This is a genomic window from Agrobacterium sp. RC10-4-1 (assembly GCF_014138475.1).
Lineage (GTDB): Bacteria > Pseudomonadota > Alphaproteobacteria > Rhizobiales > Rhizobiaceae > Agrobacterium > Agrobacterium pusense.
In genome coordinates, this window is the sequence record NZ_JACJIT010000003.1 from 457,205 (window position 1) to 478,845 (window position 21,641).

The window sequence follows — 21,641 nt, forward strand, 5'->3', positions numbered from 1 at the left end:
GTTCCGGAGGAAGAAGGACAAAATGCAGGAGATGACGATGGACAAGGCGACAAGCGGCTGGCTGAACGGTCTGACGGGCGTGGTGATATTTAGCGGCTCGCTGCCCGCCACGCGCGTTGCGGTGACGGGTTTCGATCCCGTGTTCCTCACTGTGGCCCGCGCCAGCATTGCGGGTCTATTGGCGGTGGTGCTGCTGCTTGTTTTCAGGCAAAAGCGCCCGGCGCGCCATGATCTGACATCGCTCTTCATCGTCTCGCTTGGGGTTGTCGTGGGCTTTCCGCTGTTGACGGCGCTTGCCCTCCGACACGTTACCTCGGCGCATTCCATTGTTTTTGTCGGGCTGTTGCCGCTGGCCACCGCAATCTTTGCGGTTCTGCGCGGAGGCGAGCGCCCGCGCCCGGCCTTCTGGCTCTTTTCCTGCGCGGGCAGCGCCCTGGTGGCGGGCTTTTCGATGTGGAATTCATTTTCGACCGGGCTTGAGGCCTCGCTTACCGGTGATCTCCTGATGCTCGGCGCAATCATCGTCTGCGGACTTGGTTATGCAGAGGGTGCCGCCCTTTCCCGCAGGCTGGGGGGCTGGCAGGTCATTTCCTGGGCGCTGGTTCTCTCCCTGCCGGTGATGCTGCCGCTCGCGTTTTTCACAGGGCCGCAAACGCTCGCCGGCATCGATCCCCAAGCTTGGGGCGGCCTTGCCTATGTTTCCCTGTTCAGCATGCTGATCGGCTTCATCTTCTGGTATCGCGGCCTGGCGCAGGGCGGCATTGCGGCAGTCGGACAATTGCAGCTGCTGCAGCCGTTCTTCGGCCTCGCGCTTGCCGCAACCCTGCTGCACGAAGAGGTAAGCCCTGCCATGATTGCCGTTACGCTGGTTGTGGTGCTGTGCGTCGCGGGCGCCAGAAAATTCGCGCGCTGACACGGGCGATCCTTCAGCTGGAACGGCGATCTACCCAGCGGTGCCACGCATCTTCGCTGCCGTTGAAGACATTGAGATCGATGCGGCCATCGACGCCATGTGACAGGCCCGAGCCGGAATATTGCCAGAACAGCCATTTGCGACCGGGATAGACCACCGATGGGTGCTGGGCGACGGCGCGCAGCCAGAAAGGATAGTCCAGGAACTCGCCGGTCAGGTTATCCTTGTAAAAATCCGGCGCGGTATAAATGATAGGCCGCTGCCCGTAATGGCGCTCGAGCTTGTTCATGAAGACGCGCATCTTTTCCAGAACGCGCTCACGGGAATGGCGCATCTTGCAGCTCGACTCGCCGTTATATTCCACATCGATCACCGGTGGCAGCGCGTCGGGATCGCGTGGCACGTTGCGAATGAACCAGTCTGCCTGTTCGCTGGCCGAACGGCACCAGTAGAAGAAGTGATAGGCGCCACGGCGAATGCCCGCGGCCTTTGCACCCTGCCAGTTGGTGCGGAACATCGGATCAAGGTGATCGCCGCCATCCGTGGCCTTGATGAAGGCGAAGTTGGCCCCGCGGGTGCGCAGCAACGGCCAATCGATATTGGCCTGCCAGCGCGACACATCCACGCCGTGCACCTGGAAATGCCGCGGCTGAACCCGGCCGAAATTGATCGGTTTCGCATCGCTGAAGCTGGAACGGAAAATGCGGGAGCGGATCTGCGCACCGGCGCTCGCCGCCGGAGCCGCCGCCATGGCCAATTGGACCGGACGCTCCATCGGCCGTTCAGCCGGCCGTATCATCCCGGCCTGCGGCGGGACCGGCAAACGGATTTCAGGCGCATCCTGCGGCAGCGACGCCCTCGGCGTTACGGCGGAAAAAGCCTTGGGCTCTTCCGGCACCGGCCCACCCCAGGCCAGTACTTCCTGCCGCGGTTGAGCGGTTATCGGCTGCGAGCCGACACTTGCCTGCGGCACCGGCGCTGATGGCGTGACAGAACTCGTGGTTTCCTTTGACGGCAAGCCGGCAACCAGGCTTTCCGGACCGGAACTGGACGTGCAGCCGCCAAGCAGAAGGCAACCGAAAAGAAGTGCTGGCACAGCCGAAGAACGCATGAGAACCCGTACGCAAAACAAATCGGGGGCGCACTGGCGCCACCCGGAGACCTCGAAATACAAATGCTAACGGAAGATTATCAAAAAAGACTGAATCTTATCTTTACGCCGGCACCCACCAATGCGCCCTTCATTTCTGGCAGGTAAATTGCATTCCGGTTCTCATTGTACGACTCAGGCCGTCATGGTGCTGAGATCAACGGTATCGGCGCCGGGGGAATTTCTCTTGATCGACTCGATCGCGTGAATGGCCGAGGCCTTGGCCTTATAGCCTTCAGAGACAAACATCGTCTCGCCGTTCGAAGCCTTGAAGCGAAAGCGAAACTCTCCGGCTTTGTCTTGATAGATCTCGAATTTGTACATGGGCTTTGCGGCTCCTTCGCGCTGAAAATTGAACTCCACGCAATTCTGGTCTGGCACCATGATATTCGCAACAGAAAATTCGTCAGATGAGCCGCACCCAGGCACGGGCAATCTCCAGACCCGCTGCATCCGCCATCCCTGCGTGCAGGTCGCGATGATCGGGATATTGTGCCAGCCAGCCGGGCGCCATTTTTTCGATGGAAGCGGGAAAGGCCTCGCACCAGCCGTCAACGACTGCGGCGGAGGCCTCGAAATGGAACTGTGTGCCATAGACCGCCCGTCCGAGGCGAAAGGCCTGATTCCGTGTCGCGGCATTGGTCGCAAGCCGGGTGGCACCGGGTGGTAGTGTAAATGTATCGCAGTGCCATTGAAAAATCGGAAAAGCTCTATCCAGCCCGGCCAAAAGCGGATCGGATATGCCCTCTTCCGTGAGGGACACCTTTTTCCAGCCGAATTCCGGTGGACCGGAAAGAATATTATCGCCACCATAAGCGCGGGCCAGCAGCTGGCTGCCGAGGCAAACACCCATGACTGCCCTGCCCGCATCGCCAAAGGTTTTCATCAAACGCGCAAGCTCTGGAAGATAGGGATAGAGGGCATCGTCGAGTGCGTTCTGCTCTCCGCCCAGAACGATAAGGGCATCATGACCGCCCGCATCTTTCGGAAGCGGTTCCCCCGCATAGGCGCGAATGACGTGTACCTCCGCATTTGCCTCCGCCAATGCCACGCCGAGTTGTCCATGCGGCGTGCCCGCCATGTTTTCGATAATTGCGACGCGCATGCGACCTCTTGATGATAACAGATGATTCAGCCGGCGGGTTTCGCCGATTGAATCCAAGCTTCATCATGATGAAACGGGATTTTCAAGAGGTACGGCAGCAGTGGCGTGGCACAGCATGGGCCCTGCCACTGGATATTAGAATTCCCGCGAGAGCTTCGCGTCGACCGAATGCCGGTTGCCGCCCCGAATCGCGAAGAACAGGAAAATCGCCGCCCAGAGAATCGATTTTTCCGCACCGCCCAGACCTTCCGCCTTCACCACACCATGGAACCAGACCGTTACCAGAAGGACGATCATGGCGGCGAAGGATGCCGGCCGCGTGAAAAGGCCGATGGCGATGAAAATACCGCCGAAGAATTCCGTTGCCGCCAGCAGCGGCGACCAGAAGACGCCCGGGTAAAAACCGAGGCTCTCCACCATGCCGACCGCCCCGAAGGGATTGAGAATCTTGCCGAACCCATGGGTAACCAGCAGAAGTCCCGCCGTGACACGCAAAATGGTCTCCACCACATCGTGTGTCCCGTTATAAAGCGGTGCAACGGCGGGAACGAACAGACGCTGACGATTATTGTCGAACTGGGCCATAGGATCTCTCTGTTTGAGCATTCGATTGACTTATCTGTTCGCAAAGCCCCGTGATAAGAACAAGCATATGCCGGGTAAAACATGATCGTTAAAGTTAACATTATCGTGACTCGGCCGCGAAGGAGACGTGATGATGACCGACACCACACCGCGCATAACGATACGCTACTGCACCCAGTGCAACTGGTTGCTGCGGGCTGGATGGATGGCGCAGGAGATCCTGCAAACCTTCGCCTTGGATATCGGCGAAGTGAGCCTTGTCCCCTCGACCGGCGGCGTGTTCGAGATCGGGGTGGACGGTACCATTATATGGGAACGTAAACGTGACGGCGGTTTTCCCGGCCCAAAAGAGCTCAAACAGAGAATCCGCGACATCATCGACCCGGACCGAGACCTCGGTCATGTCGACAAGACGAAGCACGAAGGCCTCGACACCTGACCCGGCGACGGGTTTCAACAGCATCAGACAAGTTTTTTCCCTTTAAAATCAATGACCGTCATAAAAGTTCAAAAAGCCTGTTGACACCGGGCGGCTGCCCTCGTACATCGCTCTCCGTCGCCCAGATGGCGGAATTGGTAGACGCGCCAGCTTCAGGTGCTGGTACTCGCAAGGGTGTGGAGGTTCGAGTCCTCTTCTGGGCACCATTCCATTTTGATCTTAGCCAGATCAAATACTTAGACGAAAAAACAGCAACATTTGGCCCTCCTGCAGAACGCAGGGGTACATGTTGCGGTTTTTCGTTTTGCTGACGTCCAGCGCGAATCTTACCCTTAGGAAAAGATGCAGATGACGAGCCAAGGCTCACGCCTTCACGTCATCGAATACGGCGGCTCGATCGTTCGGATTTGAGGCGGACCAAGCCTTGTTAAGGCTGGGCGTCTTTGTCGCCACTGTTTTGCGAATGCTGCTCACAATTGGGCGTACAGGAAAGAACGGTTCGCTCCGTCTGGCGGAAAACACGGACCGTATTGCCTTCATCAATGGAGACGAGAATCCGCTCATCGACGATTGGATTCCCTTCGGCGTCGAGAAGTACGAGATTTGTCGTGCCGAAACTGCGGCCTGTCAGAACGATCGTGGTGGCGTCGGCAACCGTGGCATCGGCAACTTTCGAGTTGCCGACGATAACCTTGCTGACAGGACGGTCGAGACGGAGGACGCGGGCGTGGTTCATCGAGACGCGCAATATGTCTTCCTGGGCAAAACCGGGCTGGAACGCCCCTCCCAGAATGACCGACAAGCCGACCACAATTTTCGTCAGTTTTCCGGATGACACGCTTTTTGCCCTTGCTCACTAATCAGCAGTTTACCGCGTCAAAGAATGCGTGGTTTTAGTGAATGAAGCGTTAAGTGACGAAAATGCGTGATGCGCACGGTAACCATGCATAATTCCTGGCATTCCCGACCTGCGCCGCCCCGCATCATAACTGAACATCTGTGTCTCATTGAGAAATACGTTTTCCCAAAATGAGAACAGCCCTTCGACAGAATATGTTTGTTTATAAGTAAATATAGAAATGCATTAAATACTTTTCATATTTATTTACCAAAGGAAACTCATCCTGCCGTTTACTTTGAGTTAATCGTTTTTTTTAAGCGCTTGGAAATCGCTCGTCTGTAGTTTGAAGGCAACCGAACAACGGAGAACAGTTGTCGGCGTGCTGAACTACACAAGAGTTAGGAGATACTCATGACCAAGATTTTCGCTCGTTTCCTCAAGGACGAATCCGGCGCTACGGCAATTGAATATGGCCTGATTGCTGCCCTGCTGTCCGTCGCAATCGTTGGCGGTGCAGGCGTCGTCGGCACTCAGCTCGACGCGCTCTTCGACCGCATCGGCGGCGTAATGACGACTGCCCGCAACACAACTTTCTAATTGCTTCCAATCTGAAATCGAAATGCCGCTCAAAACTTGTGAGCGGCATTTCACATTGTGTTCAATACCTGGAATACCTGTGCACGCCGCCTGTAAGTGTTCGAATAAACGGGAGTTTCCTTCATGGTTATAGCCGTCATCTTCCTGGCACTTCCGCTTTGCCTTGCATTCGCGGCGTTTACCGACCTGCTAAGCATGACTATCCCCAACCGGATTCCGCTGATTTTGCTGCTGTCGTTCATCGTGATCGCGCCTTTTTCCGGCATGGGCTGGCATACTTTCGGAATGAGCCTTGCCGCGGCGGGCGTAGTTTTTGCTGCCTCCTTCGCGCTTTTTGCGGCAAACGTCATGGGTGGTGGAGATGCGAAACTCCTGACTGGCGCAGCGGTGTGGTACGGCTTCAACGTTTCCCTTGTTGAATTTCTGCTTTCAGTGACATTCGTTGGAGGACTGCTGACCCTCGGCATTTTGCTCTTGCGGTCGCGCGCCCAGGAAATCATGGCCAGCGGCATTCCCGTGCCGGCTTCGCTGCTCGTGGCAAAAAAAATTCCCTATGGGATCGGCATCGCCATTGCAGGGTTCCTGACCTATGGTGACGCACCGATAGTAAAAGCGGCAATCGCCAGCCTCTCCTAGAGAGAATTACTGCGTTGCCGGAATTAAGGCATCATTAACTACAAATCCAAGCACAATATTAACCATAATTACACCAATCGCGCGCCATCCTGAGGGGAGAAGAATCTGATTCCCTCAAGGATCGAGCATGAAACCGTCGCGTATCGTCATTATGTCCGTTGCTCTGGTGGCTGCCGGTCTTGCCGGCCTTGTCGCCATGAATATTTCCGGGACGAAGCAGGTCATCGAAAAGGCGGAAACGATCATCCAGAAGGAGCCGACGGTCAACGTTCTGGTTTCTTCAGTAAATCTTCCCGTCGGCAGCCGCCTGAATGACAGTTCTGTTCGCTGGACGCCCTGGCCGCAGGGCAACGTGGTCGATAGTTTCATAACCGACACAAAAAATCCGGACGCGATTAAAGACCTTGCCGGTGCAGTCGTGCGGTTGCCCCTATTCGAGGGCGAGCCGATACGGCCGGAAAAAGTGGTCGATTCCAATGCACGCATCATGTCTTCGCTTCTGCCGGCGGGCAAACGCGCCGTCGCGACGGAGATTTCCGTTTCAACCGGTGCCGGCGGTTTCGTTCTGCCCAATGATCGCGTCGACGTCATCATGGTCCGGAAGGGTGACGGCGGTAATTTTCTGACAGAGAATGTCTTGAACAACGTCCGCGTCCTGGCAATCGACCAGCAGATCAAGGAAGGCGAAGACGGCATTTCTGCGGTCGTTGGCGCAACAGCGACACTGGAACTGACCCCCGAACAGGCAAAGATCATAACCGTCGCGCAGCAGATGGCGGATCGCCTGACGCTGGCCTTGCGATCCGTCGCCGATGCGCAGGAGAACGATACATTATCAGCCGGTTATCTTCTCAACGGCGGTGCAGGGCAGCCAGAAATCCAGGTGATCAAATCGGGCTCCATCGTCAAGGGCGGTCAAGGAGCAACACAATGACCGGGGGGTTCATGACAAGACGTCTGGCAAAAGACCTACGTTCATCATTCGTTGGCGGGCTGGCGTTCTGCGTGGCCTTCTCAGGCGTTCCGGGCCCGCATTCGCCCGAATTTCTGCGCTTCAGTGAAGCAAAGGCTCAAAGCGCCAGTATCGTGCGGATCACTGAAAGCGGCTCGGGCATCCGCAAGCGGCTGAAGCTTGGTCTCAACAAGGCGCTGGTCATCGACCTGCCTGAGGACGCCCATGACATTCTTGTCGCCGATCCCAGCCTCGCGGATGCGGTAACGCGTACATCGAAACGCATTTACCTGTTCGGAAAAACAGTCGGTCAGACCAATATCTTCATTTTCGGCGAGGGTGGGCGCGAGATCGTCAGCCTTGATCTGGAAGTGGAGCGGGATATTGTTGGTCTTGAAGCCAATATTCGTCGCTTCATCCCTGAATCCGACATCAAAGTCGAAATCGTCTCCGACAATATCGTTCTCACCGGATCGGTACGCACACCGCAAGATTCGGCGCGTGCAGTTCAGCTTGCCGAAGCCTTCTTGAAAGGCGGTGAAGCCACCACCCGAAATATCTCGCTGACGGGCGGAAATAACGGGGGTGACGCAGCAATTTTCGCCGAAAATCGCCAGGTATCGCAGATCGTCAATATGCTGACGATCGAGGGCGAGGACCAGGTGACACTGAAGGTGACCGTCGCTGAAGTCAGCAGACAGGTGCTGAAGCAACTTGGCTTCAACGGCTCGATCAGCAGCTCGACAAGCAACAACGGTTTCGAGTTCTCAAACCCCTCCAACCTCGGGAATGCCATCGACAGCGCCACGCGCATCGCCAGCGGCGCGATTGGCTCCGGCTCCCTGAGATTTGCCTCTTACCTGAATGCCATGGAGCAGGCGGGAGTAATGCGGACATTGGCGGAACCGAGCCTCACGGCGATCTCTGGCGAACAGGCCAAATTTTATGTCGGCGGGGATTTTCGAATTGCTGCGGAACAGGATGTTTCGCTCGACAAGGACACAGGTATCGCGACCGTCAAACGCGAAACGGAAACAGTCGACTACGGTATCACTTTGAACTTCAGGCCAGTGGTGCTTTCACCGGGCAGGATAAGCCTCAAGATAGAGACCAATGTGTCCGAACCGACCTATGAGGGCAATGTTGTCACCGGAAATTACGGGCGCAACATCCCGGGTTCGACCTACATGTCCGTTCGTAAACGTGAGACATCGACAACGGTCGAGCTTCCGTCGGGCGGTTCGATCGTGATCGCAGGTCTCGTTCAGGACAATATCCGCCAGGCCATGTCGGGGCTTCCGGGCATGTCGAAAATCCCCATTTTCGGCACGCTTTTCCGCAGCAAGGACTTCCTTCGCAACGAAACGGAACTTGTCATCATTGCAACGCCCTATCTGGTGCGCCCGGTCGCGCGCAACCAGATTGCCCGCCCGGATGACAATTTCAATCCTGAAAACGATGCCGCCATGTATTTCATGAACCGTGTCAACAAGGTCTATGGCCGCAAGGATCAGGTTCAGGCAGCTCCCTATCAGGGATCAGTGGGGTTCATCTACAAATGACGACACGCGCACGAAACCCCCTCTTCAGAACAGGCCTCCTCAGGTCAGGAAACAGCATGCGGGAAACATCCTCCTCTTCTTCCCTGGGGCGCGCCGGTCTCGTCGCCATGGTTGCGCTCACCGCCGGCCTTCTGCAAGGCTGTGCGCGCGATCCGCTCACGACCAACGCCATTCCCGACGATTACCGGACCCGCCATCCGATCACCCTGTCGGAAGCGGAACATTCGCTTGATATCCCGGTTTCGGCAGGCGATAGCCGTCTCACCACGGCGATGGCGGACAATATACGTGGTTTCGCCCAGAATTATGCGTCGATGTCGACGGGTGTCATCAACATCCAGATGCCATCGGGATCAGCCAATTCGGCAAGCGCCGCTAGAATGGCGAAACAGATCCGCACTACGCTGTCCGGCGCCGGGGTCGCACCGGGCAAGATCATGGAGACACGTTATGCGGCTTCGCCGAACGGCGACTCCGCCCCCATCCGACTGAGCTATGTCGCTATTACCGCCATGACCGGGCAATGCGGCCAATGGCCGGAAGACCTTTCGGACAACACCTTCGCCAACAAGAACTGGTACAATTTCGGGTGCGCTTCGCAAAGCAATCTCGCGGCTCAAGTCGCCAATCCGATGGATCTGGTCGGCCCGCGCGGCATGAGCCCCATCGATGCCGAGCGCCGCGCAGTGGTTATCGATACGTATCGTAACGGCAAGAACACGGCCACCGCAAACTGATGCGGTCCCAACAATTGTCACGGCAGGAAAGACGATGAGCGCTGTAGAATACGACATCAAGTCAAGCGACGGAGCAGACACCCTGCAGCCGGTGCGCACCTCCGATATGGACCGCCTGCGGCCCCTGCCCCGCATCTCCATCCACGCCTTCTGCGTCAGCGACAACATGCAGGGCGTCATGGACGCATTGTCCGGTGACAGGCGCATGAGCAAGGTAACATTGCGGGTGACGAAGGGTGACATCAACGCTGCGGCCACGATGTTCTCTGCCTCGCCTACGCCAAATCTCATCATTCTGGAGACGGCAAGCGCGCCGGCTTCGCTGCTGGATGATCTTGCTCCTCTCGCGGAGGTTTGCGACCCCTCCACCCGTGTCATCATTGTCGGCCGCCACAATGACATAACGCTCTATCGCGACCTCATCCGCAACGGTATTTCCGAATATCTGGTCGCCCCGGTCAACATGGCCGATCTTCTGGCTTCGATCGCCGCGATCTTCGTCGACCCCGAAGCGGAGCCGCTTGGCCGCAACATCGCCTTCATTGGCGCCAAAGGTGGGGTGGGCTCCTCGACGGTCGCACATAATTGCGCCTTCGGCATCTCGACCCTGTTTTCGACGGAAACCATTCTCGCCGACATGGATCTGGCTTATGGCACAGCCAATATCGATTTCGACCAGGACCCGGCCCAGGGCATGGCGGAAGCGGTTTTCTCGCCGGAGCGGCTGGATGAGGTATTTCTCGACCGCCTTTTGACGAAATGCTCCGATCACCTATCGCTGCTCGCGGCACCGTCGCTTCTTGACCGGACTTACGATCTAGACCGCCAGGCCTTTCTGCCGATCCTTGAGGTTTTGCAGCGTAGCGCCCCCGTCGCCGTCCTCGACCTTCCCCACCAATGGTGCGACTGGACACGGGCTGTGCTTGCGGAAGCGGATGAGGTCGTCATTACCGCGGTTCCGGATCTTGCGAATCTTCGCAACACGAAGAACCTGTTCGACGCGCTGATAAAACTGCGCCCCAACGATAAATTGCCGCATCTCATCCTCAACCAGGTGGGCATGCCGAAGCGACCCGAAATCGCTCCGGCGGATTTTTTCGACCCGCTGGAAATCGAGCCGATTGCGATCATTCCATTCGAGGCGCAATTGTTTGGAAACGCCGCAAACAGCGGACGCATGATTAGCGAAATGGATGAAAAATCCCAGATCGCAGAAACCTTCTCGCAAATTGCCCATACCATCACCGGTCGCACGGTGCTGCGCAAAAGCCGGCGCGGCGGTCTGGACAGAATTAAGAATATTCTCAAGCGCAAGTAGGGATTCCCTCCGCGCCTATTGACGGAAACGCCGATGTTCGGAAAACGCGGGGCCGAGGGCCCAGCCAGAAGCACGAAGCCGGATCCCCTCGCACCTGTCCCCATGCAGGTGGCGGCGCCCGAGCCGCGCTCTCTCTCCATCGACACGCTCGAGCCGGGCCAATCACCCGTAGCGCGACAGATGGCGGTCACGCAGCCGGCGCAAAAAAAGCGCGCCCGCACGGAGGATTATTACAATACCAAGAGCCAGGTATTTTCCGCGCTCATCGATACAATCGACCTTTCGCAGCTCGCCAAACTTGATGCGGAGAGCGCGCGCGAGGAAATTCGCGATATCGTCAACGACATCATCACGATCAAGAATTTCGCAATGTCGATTGCCGAGCAGGAAGAACTGCTTGAAGACATCTGCAATGACGTGCTCGGTTATGGGCCGCTTGAACCCCTTCTTGCCCGCGACGATATCGCCGATATCATGGTCAATGGTTCTGGCCAGACCTTCATCGAAGTCGGCGGCAAGACCATCGAATCCGACATCCGCTTCCGCGACAACGCGCAATTGCTTTCCATCTGCCAGCGCATCGTCAGCCAGGTTGGCCGACGTGTGGATGAATCGAGCCCCATATGCGACGCCCGCCTGCCGGACGGCTCGCGCGTCAACGTCATCGCGCCGCCGCTCGCCATCGATGGCCCGGCGCTGACAATCCGAAAATTCAAGAAGGACAAGCTTACGCTCGACCAGCTCGTGCGTTTCGGTGCGATCACACCCGAAGGCGCGACCCTGCTCAAGATCATCGGTCGTGTCCGCTGCAACGTCGTCATCTCGGGCGGCACCGGCTCCGGCAAGACCACGCTTCTCAATTGCCTGACGAGCTTCATCGACAGGGATGAGCGCGTCATTACCTGCGAAGACACCGCCGAACTGCAGCTGCAGCAACCGCATGTCGTCAGACTCGAAACGCGGCCTCCGAACATCGAAGGGGAAGGTGAGATCACGATGAGGGATCTCGTCAAGAACTGCCTTCGCATGCGGCCGGAACGCATCATCGTCGGCGAAGTGCGCGGACCGGAGGTATTCGACCTGCTCCAGGCGATGAATACCGGCCATGACGGTTCAATGGGAACGCTGCACGCCAATACACCACGCGAGTGCCTCAGCCGCATCGAATCCATGATCGCCATGGGCGGCTTCACCCTGCCGGCCAAAACCGTGCGTGAAATCATCTCGGGATCGATCGATGTCGTCATTCAGGCGCAGCGCCTGCGTGATGGTTCACGCCGGATAACCCAGATCACGGAAGTGATCGGCATGGAAGGCGACGTGATCGTCACTCAGGATTTGATGCGATACGAAATCGAAGGTGAGGATGCCAACGGCAAACTGATCGGCAGACATGTATCGACGGGCATCAGCAAACCCCATTTCTGGGACCGTGCACGCTATTATGGCGAGGAAAAACGCCTGGCCGCCGCGCTCGATGAAATGGAAAAGACCTCCTAAGGGAAAGCGACCGCCATGGACCCGACAATCCTCTTATTGGCCGCACTCGTCGCCGTTTCGGCGGGCGCGCTCGCTTACGCTTTTCTTTTCCAGCAGATAGAGGTCGAAAAAAAGACCACCAGCCGCTTCAAGCGGGTCCAGGCCGCGGAGACGGACCACACCAACATCAAAGCCGCACGTGACCGCGTGCATGAGCTCAGCAAACGCCGTAAATCCATGCAGGACAACCTGCGGGAAATGGAGAAAAAACAAAATGAGAGGGCAAAAAAGGCCAAAAATGTCGGTTTGCGCGAAAAGCTCGTTCAGGCAGGGCTGACGCTGTCTCTGCGACAGTTTCAGCTGCTGAGCGTCGGCGCGGCGGGCTTTGCCACCCTCATCGCACTTCTTTATGGCCTGTCATTGCTTATCGCCCTACCGATAGGCGCCGTTATCGCGCTGGGGCTGCCGCGCTGGGCACTGGCGTTCCTCCTCAAGCGCCGGCAGAAAAAATTCCTCGAAGAGTTTCCCAACGCACTTGATGTCATGTGTCGCTCGATCAAATCCGGCTTGCCGCTGAACGACGCGGTGCGATTGATCGCATCTGACGGGCAGGAGCCGGTGAAAACTGAGTTCCAGCGGGTTGTCGACGCGCAGCAGGTCGGCATCGGCATTCCGCAGGCGATCGAGCGCATGATGCTGACAATGCCGCTTTTCGAAGTGAGCTTTTTCAGCACCGTCATCAACATTCAGGCGCAGGCCGGCGGCAACCTCTCCGAAGCGCTGTCGAACCTTTCAAAAGTTCTGCGCGACCGCAAGAAGATGCGTGCCAAGGTGAATGCACTTTCGATGGAGGCAAAGGCGTCTGCGGTCATCATCGGTTCGCTGCCCTTTGTCGTCATGATGCTGGTGCACTTTACCTCGCCCGAATATCTATCGGTGCTTTTTACCGATATTCGCGGCCATATCATTCTTGGGGCGTCAGCCGTCTGGATGTTGATCGGGATATTCATCATGCGCCAAATGATCAATTTCGATATTTGAGGGCGCAGAATGAGTGGGAGTTTTCTTTCGAGCCTCACCAATCCGCAAACGATCGTCGCCGTTCTGGTGACGCTGGCGGTTTTCGCCACCCTTTATACGCTCATCATGCCGGTTTTCGAGCGGAAGGATTTTGCCAAACGCATGAAAGCCGTTTCGTCGGAACGCGATCTCATCCGCAGCCGCGAGCGCGAGCGGCTTGCGACCGTTACCAGGGAAGGCAAAACCTCCTTGCGCGGCAACAATAACAAGTCCGCCCGGCGCATCGTGGAGAAATTCAACCTCCAGGAAGCGCTTGCGGACAAGAACACGATGAACAAGCTGCGGGCAGCAGGGCTTCGTTCCCAAAACGCGTTCAACACGTTTCTCGCCGCCCGCTTCATCCTGCCTTTCATTTTTCTGGCCGTAGCCTTCACCTGGATCTTCGTGCTCGGCAATCTTTCCGACAAAGCCTTCATCGTCCGGCTGATGGCTGTGTTACTGTTCGGCTATATCGGTTTCTATGCTCCCAATATTTATGTGTCGAACCGCATGAACAAACGGCAGGCGTCGATCAAGAAAGCCTGGCCGGATGCGCTCGACCTCATGCTGATCTGCATCGAATCCGGCGTGTCCATGGAGGCCGCGATGCGCCGCGTGGCAGAGGAAATGGGTGAGCAGTCCCCCGAACTGGCTGAAGAAATGATGCTGACGACGGCGGAACTGTCGTTCCTGCAGGACCGGCGGGTCGCTCTCGAGAATTTCGGCACGCGAACACAGCTCGAAGCCGTGAAAAGCGTGGTGCAAGCGCTTATTCAGGCGGAACGTTACGGAACGCCGCTCGCTCAGGCGCTGCGCGTTCTCGCACAGGAAGGCCGCGACGAACGCATGAACGAAGCGGAGAAAAAAGCAGCTGCACTACCGCCGAAGCTGACCGTGCCGATGATTGTATTTTTCCTGCCGGTCCTCATCGCCGTCATTCTAGGCCCTGCCATCATCCGCGTGCTGGACACGTTCTGAAAAACATTTCGCCCGAATTTCGCGGCGACGCGTCAAGTTCCGGATATAAGGACGCGGCATCGCGCGAAGCATCAGCCCGCCGGCTTTCCGTCTTTTTTTGCGAGCTGCTGCCAGGAATTTTGCTGGGACAGCATTGCCCGCAGATAAGTCAGGTTTGCCTGGGCCTGCTGCGGCGAGAGTTCCTGTACCGCAATGCGCTCTGCTTCGGCGAAGCGACCCTGGAGGCCGACAACGAGCGCGAGGTTCTGGCGAACGCGGCTGTCGGCGCCAGGCTGGGCGATGGCCGATTGCAGGTAGGTTTCGGCAGTGCGCGGATCGCTCGATAGCACATAGGACATGCCGAGATTTGAGAGCACGCTCGGATCGTTCGGCTTCAGGTCAAGCGCCTGCCGATAGCGGGAGCGGGCTTCGCTGGAACGTCCAAGCTGGTCGAGCACCGCGCCTTCGGCCGAATAGAGGCGCCAATCGGGTCGATCGGGTGTCTGCGCCCGCTGGATGGTTGAAAGCGCCTGCTCCAGCTGTCCCGCGGCCGCCTGTGCCTTGCCATACGCGGCAAGCACGTCGCGGTCGGCGGGATTGGCGATGGCTATCTGCTGCATGACTGCAAGAGCCTGCGTGTTCTTGCCCGTCATCATCAAGACGCTGGCATAATTCATGCCCACCGACTTGTCCTTGGGATTGCGTTCATAGGCTTTGCCGGCGGTTTCTTCCGCCTGGCGAAGCTGGTCCATGTTCATGTGATCATAGGAGCGCGCGGCGGCGGGAATGGAGCCGGTAGACATCCGGTCCGGTTTGTTGGTGCTTGCACATCCAGAAACCGCAAGAACCAATGCTGCAAAACACGCGCCCCGCAGCAACCCTGTCCGGCCTGTCTCAGCCAAAGAAAAAGCAGTCATGGCAGCGCCCTCGCCCAAGAATGATCAATCTTGCGCCCGACAAACGACAGACTCACATGACGCAACTTTCGCTTAAGCAATAATCTGTTAACCCTAACAGAGCGTTAATCGCACCGATTCTCGACATTTACGGAAGCATATAATGGCGCCCTATCAGTTCATCGAACGCCCGACCCCTTTCAGCTCAAAGGCAGGCAGTACACTGCCGGTTTTCGCAGTCACGCCCGCCCACATCGAGCAGGGCGCCATTGACCCCGTCGCTCTGGACTGGGCAAAGAAAGCAGGGTTCAAGGCGGAGGCCGGTGCCATCCTGCTCGTTCCCTCTGCCGATGGTTCGCTCGGCGGCGTGCTTCTCGGCCTTGGCGGCAATCCCTCTGAAATACCGTTCATCACCGGCAAACTCGCCCGCGAACTGCCTGAAGGCGAGTGGCACATCGAGACCGCACCACTGACGGCCAATCGCCTCGCTCTCGGTTTCGGCCTCGGCAGCTACCGCTTCGACAAATACAAGACCACCAAAACCAGCGGGGCGAAGCTGCTCATTCCCCAGGATGCCGAAGACGGCGAGATCAAGCGCATTCTCGCGGGCGTCTTCCTCGCGCGCGATCTCATCAATGTGCCTGCCAACGACATGGGACCGGATGAGCTGGAGATCGCTTTCCGGGGCCTTGCCGCCCATTACAAGGCGAAGGTGAGGGTGACCACCGGCGACGACCTGCTGAAGGAAAACTTCCCCCTCATCCACGCCGTCGGCCGCGCCAGCGAAAGCGCACCACGCCTTCTGGAAATGAACTGGGGTAAAAAGGGTAATCCGCGTCTGACGCTTGTTGGCAAGGGCGTGTGCTTCGACACCGGCGGTCTCGATATAAAACCCGCAGCGTCCATGGCCCTGATGAAGAAGGACATGGGCGGCGCCGCCAATGTCCTTGGCCTGGCGCTGATGATCATGGACGCGAAGCTGCCGGTCGACCTGCGCGTCCTCGTGCCCGCCGTCGAAAACTCCATCTCTTCCAACGCCTTCCGTCCCGGCGACATTTACCGGAGCCGCAAGGGGCTGACGGTGCAGATCGACAATACCGATGCGGAAGGCCGCCTCGTTCTGGCGGACGCTCTGGCCTATGCCGATGAGGACGCGCCAGACCTGATGATCGACATGGCAACATTGACCGGCGCCGCCCGCGTCGCGCTCGGTCCCGATCTGCCGCCCTTCTACACTGACGACGACGATCTGGCCCATGACATCGCTGAAGCCAGCATCGATACCGACGATCCGCTGTGGCGCATGCCGCTCTATATGGGATACGACAAGGACATTCGCTCGCGCGCGGCCGATATTACCAATGCGCCTTCCGGCGGCATGGGCGGATCGATCACCGCCGCGCTGTTTCTCAAGCGTTTCGTGACCAACACCCGGCGCTGGGCGCATTTCGATATTTACGGCTGGTCGCTGAGTGAAAGGCACCACTCATCGATCGGTGGAGAAGCGCAGGGTATTCGCGCCCTCTTCCATTATATCGCACATCAGTTCACGAAATAGCGGCTTTAGGGGCGCTTCGTCGACCGGAGCGCCCCGCTTTGATCAAACCAGAACCTTCTGTTCCTTGTGATCTTCCTGGCCGAAGAATTTCAGGTAACGCTCCACTTCGGCCGGTTCACCGGTTGCTTTTTGCGGATTGTCCGAGAGTTTCACAGCCGGCCGGCCATTGGCATCGCTGACCTTGCAGACGATGGAGATCGGCTTGAGGCTGGCGATGGTTTTTGGCGCGCAGCCAGCAAAATCATTTGTGAGGTTGGTGCCCCAGCCGAAGCTCATGCGAACGCGGCCTTCGAAATGCCTGTAAGTGTCGATGATGGCATCGACATCGAGGCCATCGGAGAAGATCAGCATCTTCTTGCGCGGGTCGCGACCCATCTTCTGCCACCACTCGATGATCTTCTCGCCACCCTCGATCGGCGGTGCGCTGTCCGGGCGGAAACCCGTCCAGTCAGCCACCCATTCCGGCGCATTGCGCAGAAACGCCGCCGTGCCGAAGGCGTCGGGCAGAACAATCAGCAGGTTGCCACCATAAAGCCGGTTCCAGTCCTTCAGAACCTGATAGGGCGCGGCAGCCAGCTCCTCATCAGTCTGCGCCAGCGCCGCGACCACCATCGGCAGTTCATGCGCGTTCGTCCCGACGGCTTCAAGGTCCGAATCCATGGCGAGCAGCACGTTGCTCGTACCGGTAAAGGCCGGCCCGATGCCTTCCTTCAACGCCTCGACGCACCAGCGCTGCCACAGAAAGCTATGGCGGCGGCGGGTGCCGAAATCGGAAATGCGCAGGCCCGGCAGTTCCCGCAGCCGCTCAACCTTCTCCCACATCTTGGCCTTTGCGCGGGCATAGAGAACATCCAGCGTGAAATAACCGAGCGAGCGCATGGCGCTACGCGAACGCAACTCGTTGATGATGGCGAGCGCCGGGATTTCCCAGAGCGTCGTATCCATCCAGCGGCCGTGGAAATTCAGCTCGTACTGCCCGTCGCGCTTGAAAAGCTCATATTCCGGCAGCTGATAGCTTGATAGCCAGGAGAGAAATTCCGGCTCGAAAATCTGCGAGCGGCCGTAAAACGTGTTACCCGCAAGCCAGATATTCTCTTTTTTGGAAAGACGCAGCGTACGCGCATGATCGAGCTGTTCGCGCAGCTCCATCTCGTCGATCTCCTCGGCCAGCCGCACCGTCTTGGTGCGGTTGATCAGCGAAAACGTCGCGTCGACTTCCGGATAAAGCTTCCAGATCATCTGCAACATCAACAGCTTGTAAAAATCCGTATCGATCAGGCTGCGGACGATCGGGTCAAGTTTCCAGGTATGATTGTGGACACGGGTGGCTATATCGGTCTTCGTCATACTTGTATTCCCCAGTATCGGCCAAAGGTCAGAATAGCCGATGTCAATCCGCACCCCGGCAGGTATCAACCCGTCATGCGGAAGATTTATCTGAAAAAGCGACAACAAGTCCAGAGCACCGGCCCGGCAAATGCCTCACCAGGCCGCCCGCGCGTTGATTTCCCGGCAACCTCATTATCGTTTTCAGCCAGGGGCTACGGGCACGCCGCGTCAGAAAGTCGGATCAACGGGATTGATGCCGGGGTACCAATCCTTGGAAACGGGGTTACGTCCGCCAAAGCTGGAAATACCGTTTTCATCGGTGCAGCGGTAACCCTGGACGGGAAGTCCGCGACTGCCGAAGACGGTCCGGTAGGGCCCACGTGAATATCCGGTACTTCCCAGTTCGCTATGGCAGTTATAACGGACCTTGGGTTGGAGCGTTCGAGGGTCTTTTACACCGGGCAGGTTGGCATAGGCGTCGGGTGCCGGGGCAAAACCGTTCTGGAACACCGTCTGGGCCTCTGTCGAAGTGCTCAATAGGACCGCCGCGAGGATCGCTGCCAATCGTGCCGCCGTTCTTGTCTTCATCAGTGTCCGTCCCGTACCATTATTGACAGCATGTAGGCCGGCGACGGCTGTCGCACAAAGGGCAAGACGGGAACAATTTCGTGAAGCGCTCCCTCAGTCCTCCATGCGACGGAACGCCGTCGGCTTTTCATAAAGCCAACCGATGCGCTCAATGGCTGCAGCGAGATTTTCGCGCGCGACATTCATGGTATGGCCGTTGGCGTGCAGCAGCGTTTCCTCATTTTCCATCAGCCCGACATGGCCTTTCCAGAAAACCAGATCGCCGCGCCGCAACTCGTCCCGCTCTATTTCCACACCGAGCGATTTCACCTGCATGTCGGTATCGCGCAGCACCCGCCGGCCTGCCATCGCCATGGAAAGCTGTACGAGGCCTGAACAATCGATACCAAAGCCGGAGCGACCGCCCCACAGATAGGGGGTTTCGATGAAGCGCAACGCCACCGCGACATAGTCGTCGTCAGGGGCAGCATCGACGGTCCGGCAGTGGGCGGCAATGACGCCTTCGCCATTTTCGGTCATGAGATACCGGGTGCCACGGGTCTCCTCTTCACCGACGATCCGGATCAGGCTGCCCATGGACAGCGCCGCCACCGGTGGCTTGCGCAGTTCGGCCGAAGGATAAACAAAGGTACGGGGAGCAACGATACGGTGAGTGGCCGCGACGACATCACCAATGGCCGTTTCCGGCACGTAACCCGCATAACCATCCGCATCCGCCTGCACCCAGGCCCAGCCGTTCGCCCTGTCGAAAACGCGCAGGGTCTCGCCGAACAGCAGTTCGGTATCGATACCGGCGACAAGGTCCGGCGTGGGCCGCAGGCCGATGACAGGTACCACGACCTGTGCGGGAGATCCGCTGACGAAACGATCGGCCTGCACCGCGCCTTGCAGTTTTTCGTCGGCGAGATCGGAGCGGAAGATATTCAGGCGGCGGTCGAGCATCATGGGGTTCACGTCCAGAGGTTAGATATGACGGGCCTGATCAATAATCAGATCGCCGAATTTTTCCAGATAAAGCGCGCCTGCGACGGTGCGCTTTATCACGACATTGCGCCTGTCCCGCTCATCCCGGGCCCGGTCAACCAGCCCTAGCGCGCCGAGACTGTCGAGCGCGCGGGTGATGACCGGCTTGGTCACGCCCAGCAGGCCGGCGAGGCCGCGCACGGTATGCGGCGGCGGCACAAGATAAATCTGCAGCAGGATGGCCGTCTGACGCAAGGTCAAATCGGGCGCATCGGCCGTGACCTGCGCCATCGAGACGCGATGCCAGAGCCCGAGGGCGGCCGTGGGCGAAAGTTCTGCAGGCAAGCCGATAAACCTTCCAGTCGTTGTCCTATCGTTTTCATGCAACAGCGCGAAAAACTCAAGAACCATCCCCACAAACAGAACCGCCGCACGGCGCAGATCCGAAAGATCGCGCGGCGCGGCGGTAATTGTTGACCCATTTTTGGGCCATATGTCCCCTCTGGACTTGCAAGATGAGATGCAGAAATCGTGCCAGTTTTGCTGCGCCGCACAACTATATTTTAAATCAGGGACTTAATGGATAAATGACGCGCGCGGCGAAGGCGTTTGCAAGGCGTAAATGGCGATAAAAAGAGGCAAGAACGAACTCAATGCTTAAAAACTGTCTCCCGCCGTGACGGCGGAAGACAGGGGTATTGTGGATCAAATCTCTGCGCCGCGTGCGGCATCGACTGCATCGGCATTCTGCTGCCGATTATAGCGGATCGACGACCAGAGCGAGATACCGATCAGGGTTGCGCCGCCAAGGCCCGTGATGACTTCAGGTATATGCACCATGGTCTGCACATACATGATGACCGACAGGATCAGGATCGCATAAAAGGCGCCGTGCTCCAGATAGCGATATTCGGCGAGCGTTCCTTTCTCGACCAGCATGATCGTCATCGAGCGCACGTACATGGCGCCGATGCCGAGGCCGATGGCGATGATGAACAGGTTCTGCGTCAGCGCAAAGGCACCGATCACGCCATCGAAGGAGAAGCTGGCGTCAAGCACTTCGAGATAAAGAAACGCACCGAAACCGCCCTTCGCTGCGCCTTCCAGCATTTCCTGGCTACGATCGAGAATGCCGCCGACAACTTCTACCAGCAGGAAGGTCAAGAGACCCCAGATCGCCGAATGGAAGAACGTGTTGGCCGCGACCGGACCGAGTTCCGGGTTGTCGCTGGCGCCGATGATGCGCGAAAAGATCAACATGACAACAAGCACGAAGGCGATCTCGATGCCCTTGACGGAGGAATAGGTCGCAGCCTTTTCCTCGATCCAGCGCACCCAATGCACGTCCTTTTCATGGTCAAAGAAGAAGTTGAGACCGACCATCATCAGGAAGGTGCCGCCGAAAGCCGCTATCGGCAGATGGGCGTCCTGCATGATTTCCGCATAACGTTCCGGCTGGGTTGCCGCCATGACGATGGCCGTCCAGGGACCGACATTGGCGGCGACGACAACGATCAGCAGCGGGAAGACGATACGCATGCCGAAAACGGCAATGAGAATGCCCCATGTCAGGAAGCGGTGCTGCCAGACCGGCGTCATGTCCTTCAGCTTGTTCGCGTTGACGATGGCGTTATCGAAAGAAAGCGAGATTTCCAGCACCGCCAGAACGACGCAGATGAAGAAGATCGTCGCGGTACCGCCAACCGTACCGGTCATTTCCCAGCCAAGATAGCCGCCGAGGATGAGACCGACGATGGTGACGATAAAAGCCCACTTGAAGTAGGAGAGCGTGGTTTTCTGGGCAGCGCTCATGTCCGGTCACCGTTCATTACGAGGACGGTTGCAGACCGACGCGGGGCGTCAGGCCGCACGCAGAAAGCACGCGCGCGAAGCACATTCAGGTTTTTCATAGTTTTTAATCCGCCGGCGAATTTTGCAGGCGGTACCGACATCACGAGAGCGCCGTAAAACTCTCGC

Annotated in this window: 23 protein-coding genes and 1 tRNA gene; 13 read left to right on the forward strand and 11 right to left on the reverse strand. The window is 57.9% G+C overall.

The annotated features are described in order from the left end of the window. Positions 1-37 precede the first annotated feature (37 nt). Entirely contained in the window at positions 38-913 is an 876-nt protein-coding gene (locus tag FHW77_RS10815) for a DMT family transporter (protein WP_004439316.1), read from the forward strand. 13 nt (positions 914-926) lie between these two features. Here FHW77_RS10815 and FHW77_RS10820 read toward each other — a convergent pair whose 3' ends face one another. The 4 genes from FHW77_RS10820 to FHW77_RS10835 form a co-directional block, all read right to left on the reverse strand. Beyond that, positions 927-2,024: a glycoside hydrolase family 25 protein gene (locus tag FHW77_RS10820; protein WP_004439315.1), complete on the reverse strand. Its 1,098-nt coding sequence runs from the start codon at positions 2,022-2,024 to the stop codon at positions 927-929. Positions 2,025-2,198: 174 nt separating this feature from the next. After that, positions 2,199-2,387 carry a YegP family protein gene (locus FHW77_RS10825; RefSeq protein WP_004439314.1) on the reverse strand — a complete coding sequence of 63 codons (189 nt, stop codon included), beginning with the start codon at positions 2,385-2,387 and terminating at the stop codon, positions 2,199-2,201. A gap of 82 nt (positions 2,388-2,469) precedes the next feature. Further along, entirely contained in the window at positions 2,470-3,168 is a 699-nt protein-coding gene (locus FHW77_RS10830; protein ID WP_004439313.1) for a type 1 glutamine amidotransferase, read from the reverse strand. 135 nt (positions 3,169-3,303) lie between these two features. Beyond that, entirely contained in the window at positions 3,304-3,753 is a 450-nt protein-coding gene (locus FHW77_RS10835; protein WP_004439312.1) for a DoxX family protein, read from the reverse strand. Positions 3,754-3,886: 133 nt separating this feature from the next. Between FHW77_RS10835 and FHW77_RS10840 the strand changes: the two genes are divergently transcribed. Together FHW77_RS10840 and FHW77_RS10845 are read left to right on the forward strand one after the other, a co-directional pair. Beyond that, positions 3,887-4,192, forward strand: coding sequence for an Rdx family protein (locus tag FHW77_RS10840; protein ID WP_034496346.1), 306 nt, complete (start codon positions 3,887-3,889; stop codon positions 4,190-4,192). 119 nt (positions 4,193-4,311) lie between these two features. Beyond that, positions 4,312-4,398, forward strand: a tRNA-Leu gene (locus tag FHW77_RS10845). 221 nt (positions 4,399-4,619) lie between these two features. Here the strand turns inward: FHW77_RS10845 and FHW77_RS10850 are convergent. After that, complete coding sequence (locus FHW77_RS10850) at positions 4,620-5,030, reverse strand: pilus assembly protein N-terminal domain-containing protein (protein ID WP_004439310.1); 411 nt, start codon at positions 5,028-5,030, stop codon at positions 4,620-4,622. A 414-nt stretch (positions 5,031-5,444) separates the two neighbouring features. On the opposite strand from FHW77_RS10850, the gene FHW77_RS10855 reads away from it, so the two are divergent. From FHW77_RS10855 to FHW77_RS10895, 9 genes are all read left to right on the forward strand, one after another. Further along, a complete protein-coding gene (locus FHW77_RS10855; protein WP_004439309.1) occupies positions 5,445-5,630 on the forward strand; it encodes a Flp family type IVb pilin in 186 nt (61 codons plus the stop codon). A 123-nt stretch (positions 5,631-5,753) separates the two neighbouring features. Continuing rightward, positions 5,754-6,266, forward strand: coding sequence for an A24 family peptidase (locus tag FHW77_RS10860; protein WP_004439308.1), 513 nt, complete (start codon positions 5,754-5,756; stop codon positions 6,264-6,266). A 127-nt stretch (positions 6,267-6,393) separates the two neighbouring features. Then, positions 6,394-7,200, forward strand: a complete 807-nt coding sequence (gene cpaB / locus FHW77_RS10865) for a Flp pilus assembly protein CpaB (protein ID WP_004439307.1) — start codon at positions 6,394-6,396, stop codon at positions 7,198-7,200. After that, a complete protein-coding gene (locus FHW77_RS10870) occupies positions 7,197-8,780 on the forward strand; it encodes a type II and III secretion system protein family protein (protein WP_004439306.1) in 1,584 nt (527 codons plus the stop codon). Before cpaB ends, FHW77_RS10870 begins: the two co-directional genes overlap by 4 nt. Before the next feature lie 56 nt (positions 8,781-8,836). Further along, positions 8,837-9,517 carry a CpaD family pilus assembly protein gene (locus tag FHW77_RS10875; RefSeq protein WP_004439305.1) on the forward strand — a complete coding sequence of 227 codons (681 nt, stop codon included), beginning with the start codon at positions 8,837-8,839 and terminating at the stop codon, positions 9,515-9,517. 34 nt (positions 9,518-9,551) lie between these two features. Continuing rightward, positions 9,552-10,835 (forward strand): CpaE/TadZ family protein, encoded by a 1,284-nt coding sequence (locus FHW77_RS10880; RefSeq protein WP_004439303.1) that lies wholly within the window; start codon positions 9,552-9,554, stop codon positions 10,833-10,835. Positions 10,836-10,868: 33 nt separating this feature from the next. Further along, a complete protein-coding gene (locus tag FHW77_RS10885) occupies positions 10,869-12,335 on the forward strand; it encodes a TadA family conjugal transfer-associated ATPase (RefSeq protein ID WP_004439302.1) in 1,467 nt (488 codons plus the stop codon). A gap of 15 nt (positions 12,336-12,350) precedes the next feature. Beyond that, entirely contained in the window at positions 12,351-13,355 is a 1,005-nt protein-coding gene (locus tag FHW77_RS10890) for a type II secretion system F family protein (protein ID WP_004439301.1), read from the forward strand. Positions 13,356-13,364: 9 nt separating this feature from the next. Next, entirely contained in the window at positions 13,365-14,351 is a 987-nt protein-coding gene (locus FHW77_RS10895) for a type II secretion system F family protein (protein WP_004439300.1), read from the forward strand. 71 nt (positions 14,352-14,422) lie between these two features. On the opposite strand, the gene FHW77_RS10900 is transcribed toward FHW77_RS10895, so the two are convergent. After that, the gene (locus FHW77_RS10900) at positions 14,423-15,247 is read right to left on the reverse strand and encodes a tetratricopeptide repeat protein (RefSeq protein WP_004439299.1); all 825 of its coding nucleotides are present in this window, start codon (positions 15,245-15,247) and stop codon (positions 14,423-14,425) included. A 142-nt stretch (positions 15,248-15,389) separates the two neighbouring features. Between FHW77_RS10900 and FHW77_RS10905 the strand changes: the two genes are divergently transcribed. Further along, positions 15,390-16,784 (forward strand): leucyl aminopeptidase family protein, encoded by a 1,395-nt coding sequence (locus FHW77_RS10905; RefSeq protein WP_004439298.1) that lies wholly within the window; start codon positions 15,390-15,392, stop codon positions 16,782-16,784. A 42-nt stretch (positions 16,785-16,826) separates the two neighbouring features. On the opposite strand, the gene pncB is transcribed toward FHW77_RS10905, so the two are convergent. The 5 genes from pncB to FHW77_RS10930 form a co-directional block, all read right to left on the reverse strand. After that, positions 16,827-18,131: a nicotinate phosphoribosyltransferase gene (gene pncB / locus FHW77_RS10910; RefSeq protein WP_004439297.1), complete on the reverse strand. Its 1,305-nt coding sequence runs from the start codon at positions 18,129-18,131 to the stop codon at positions 16,827-16,829. A 210-nt stretch (positions 18,132-18,341) separates the two neighbouring features. After that, positions 18,342-18,701, reverse strand: a complete 360-nt coding sequence (locus FHW77_RS10915) for a hypothetical protein (protein ID WP_004439296.1) — start codon at positions 18,699-18,701, stop codon at positions 18,342-18,344. 93 nt (positions 18,702-18,794) lie between these two features. Next, positions 18,795-19,646, reverse strand: a complete 852-nt coding sequence (locus FHW77_RS10920; RefSeq protein ID WP_004439295.1) for a C40 family peptidase — start codon at positions 19,644-19,646, stop codon at positions 18,795-18,797. An 18-nt stretch (positions 19,647-19,664) separates the two neighbouring features. Then, positions 19,665-20,009, reverse strand: coding sequence for a MarR family transcriptional regulator (locus FHW77_RS10925; protein WP_022555421.1), 345 nt, complete (start codon positions 20,007-20,009; stop codon positions 19,665-19,667). Positions 20,010-20,369: 360 nt separating this feature from the next. Beyond that, the gene (locus FHW77_RS10930) at positions 20,370-21,476 is read right to left on the reverse strand and encodes a DUF475 domain-containing protein (RefSeq protein ID WP_004439293.1); all 1,107 of its coding nucleotides are present in this window, start codon (positions 21,474-21,476) and stop codon (positions 20,370-20,372) included. Between the last annotated feature and the right edge of the window lie 165 nt (positions 21,477-21,641).

Bases quoted from the DNA above. Each gene is read 5' to 3' on its own strand.
- FHW77_RS10915 (WP_004439296.1), bottom strand. From the start codon at position 18,701: ATGAAGACAAGAACGGCGGCACGATTGGCAGCGATCCTCGCGGCGGTC.
- FHW77_RS10815 (WP_004439316.1), top strand. From the start codon at position 38: ATGGACAAGGCGACAAGCGGCTGGCTGAACGGTCTGACGGGCGTGGTG.
- pncB (WP_004439297.1), bottom strand. From the start codon at position 18,131: ATGACGAAGACCGATATAGCCACCCGTGTCCACAATCATACCTGGAAA.
- FHW77_RS10860 (WP_004439308.1), top strand. From the start codon at position 5,754: ATGGTTATAGCCGTCATCTTCCTGGCACTTCCGCTTTGCCTTGCATTC.
- FHW77_RS10920 (WP_004439295.1), bottom strand. From the start codon at position 19,646: ATGATGCTCGACCGCCGCCTGAATATCTTCCGCTCCGATCTCGCCGAC.
- cpaB (WP_004439307.1), top strand. From the start codon at position 6,394: ATGAAACCGTCGCGTATCGTCATTATGTCCGTTGCTCTGGTGGCTGCC.
- FHW77_RS10825 (WP_004439314.1), bottom strand. From the start codon at position 2,387: ATGTACAAATTCGAGATCTATCAAGACAAAGCCGGAGAGTTTCGCTTT.
- FHW77_RS10880 (WP_004439303.1), top strand. From the start codon at position 9,552: ATGAGCGCTGTAGAATACGACATCAAGTCAAGCGACGGAGCAGACACC.
- FHW77_RS10900 (WP_004439299.1), bottom strand. From the start codon at position 15,247: ATGACTGCTTTTTCTTTGGCTGAGACAGGCCGGACAGGGTTGCTGCGG.
- FHW77_RS10820 (WP_004439315.1), bottom strand. From the start codon at position 2,024: ATGCGTTCTTCGGCTGTGCCAGCACTTCTTTTCGGTTGCCTTCTGCTT.
- FHW77_RS10890 (WP_004439301.1), top strand. From the start codon at position 12,351: ATGGACCCGACAATCCTCTTATTGGCCGCACTCGTCGCCGTTTCGGCG.
- FHW77_RS10835 (WP_004439312.1), bottom strand. From the start codon at position 3,753: ATGGCCCAGTTCGACAATAATCGTCAGCGTCTGTTCGTTCCCGCCGTT.
- FHW77_RS10875 (WP_004439305.1), top strand. From the start codon at position 8,837: ATGCGGGAAACATCCTCCTCTTCTTCCCTGGGGCGCGCCGGTCTCGTC.
- FHW77_RS10840 (WP_034496346.1), top strand. From the start codon at position 3,887: ATGACCGACACCACACCGCGCATAACGATACGCTACTGCACCCAGTGC.
- FHW77_RS10930 (WP_004439293.1), bottom strand. From the start codon at position 21,476: ATGAGCGCTGCCCAGAAAACCACGCTCTCCTACTTCAAGTGGGCTTTT.
- FHW77_RS10905 (WP_004439298.1), top strand. From the start codon at position 15,390: ATGGCGCCCTATCAGTTCATCGAACGCCCGACCCCTTTCAGCTCAAAG.
- FHW77_RS10830 (WP_004439313.1), bottom strand. From the start codon at position 3,168: ATGCGCGTCGCAATTATCGAAAACATGGCGGGCACGCCGCATGGACAA.
- FHW77_RS10870 (WP_004439306.1), top strand. From the start codon at position 7,197: ATGACCGGGGGGTTCATGACAAGACGTCTGGCAAAAGACCTACGTTCA.
- FHW77_RS10885 (WP_004439302.1), top strand. From the start codon at position 10,869: ATGTTCGGAAAACGCGGGGCCGAGGGCCCAGCCAGAAGCACGAAGCCG.
- FHW77_RS10895 (WP_004439300.1), top strand. From the start codon at position 13,365: ATGAGTGGGAGTTTTCTTTCGAGCCTCACCAATCCGCAAACGATCGTC.
- FHW77_RS10855 (WP_004439309.1), top strand. From the start codon at position 5,445: ATGACCAAGATTTTCGCTCGTTTCCTCAAGGACGAATCCGGCGCTACG.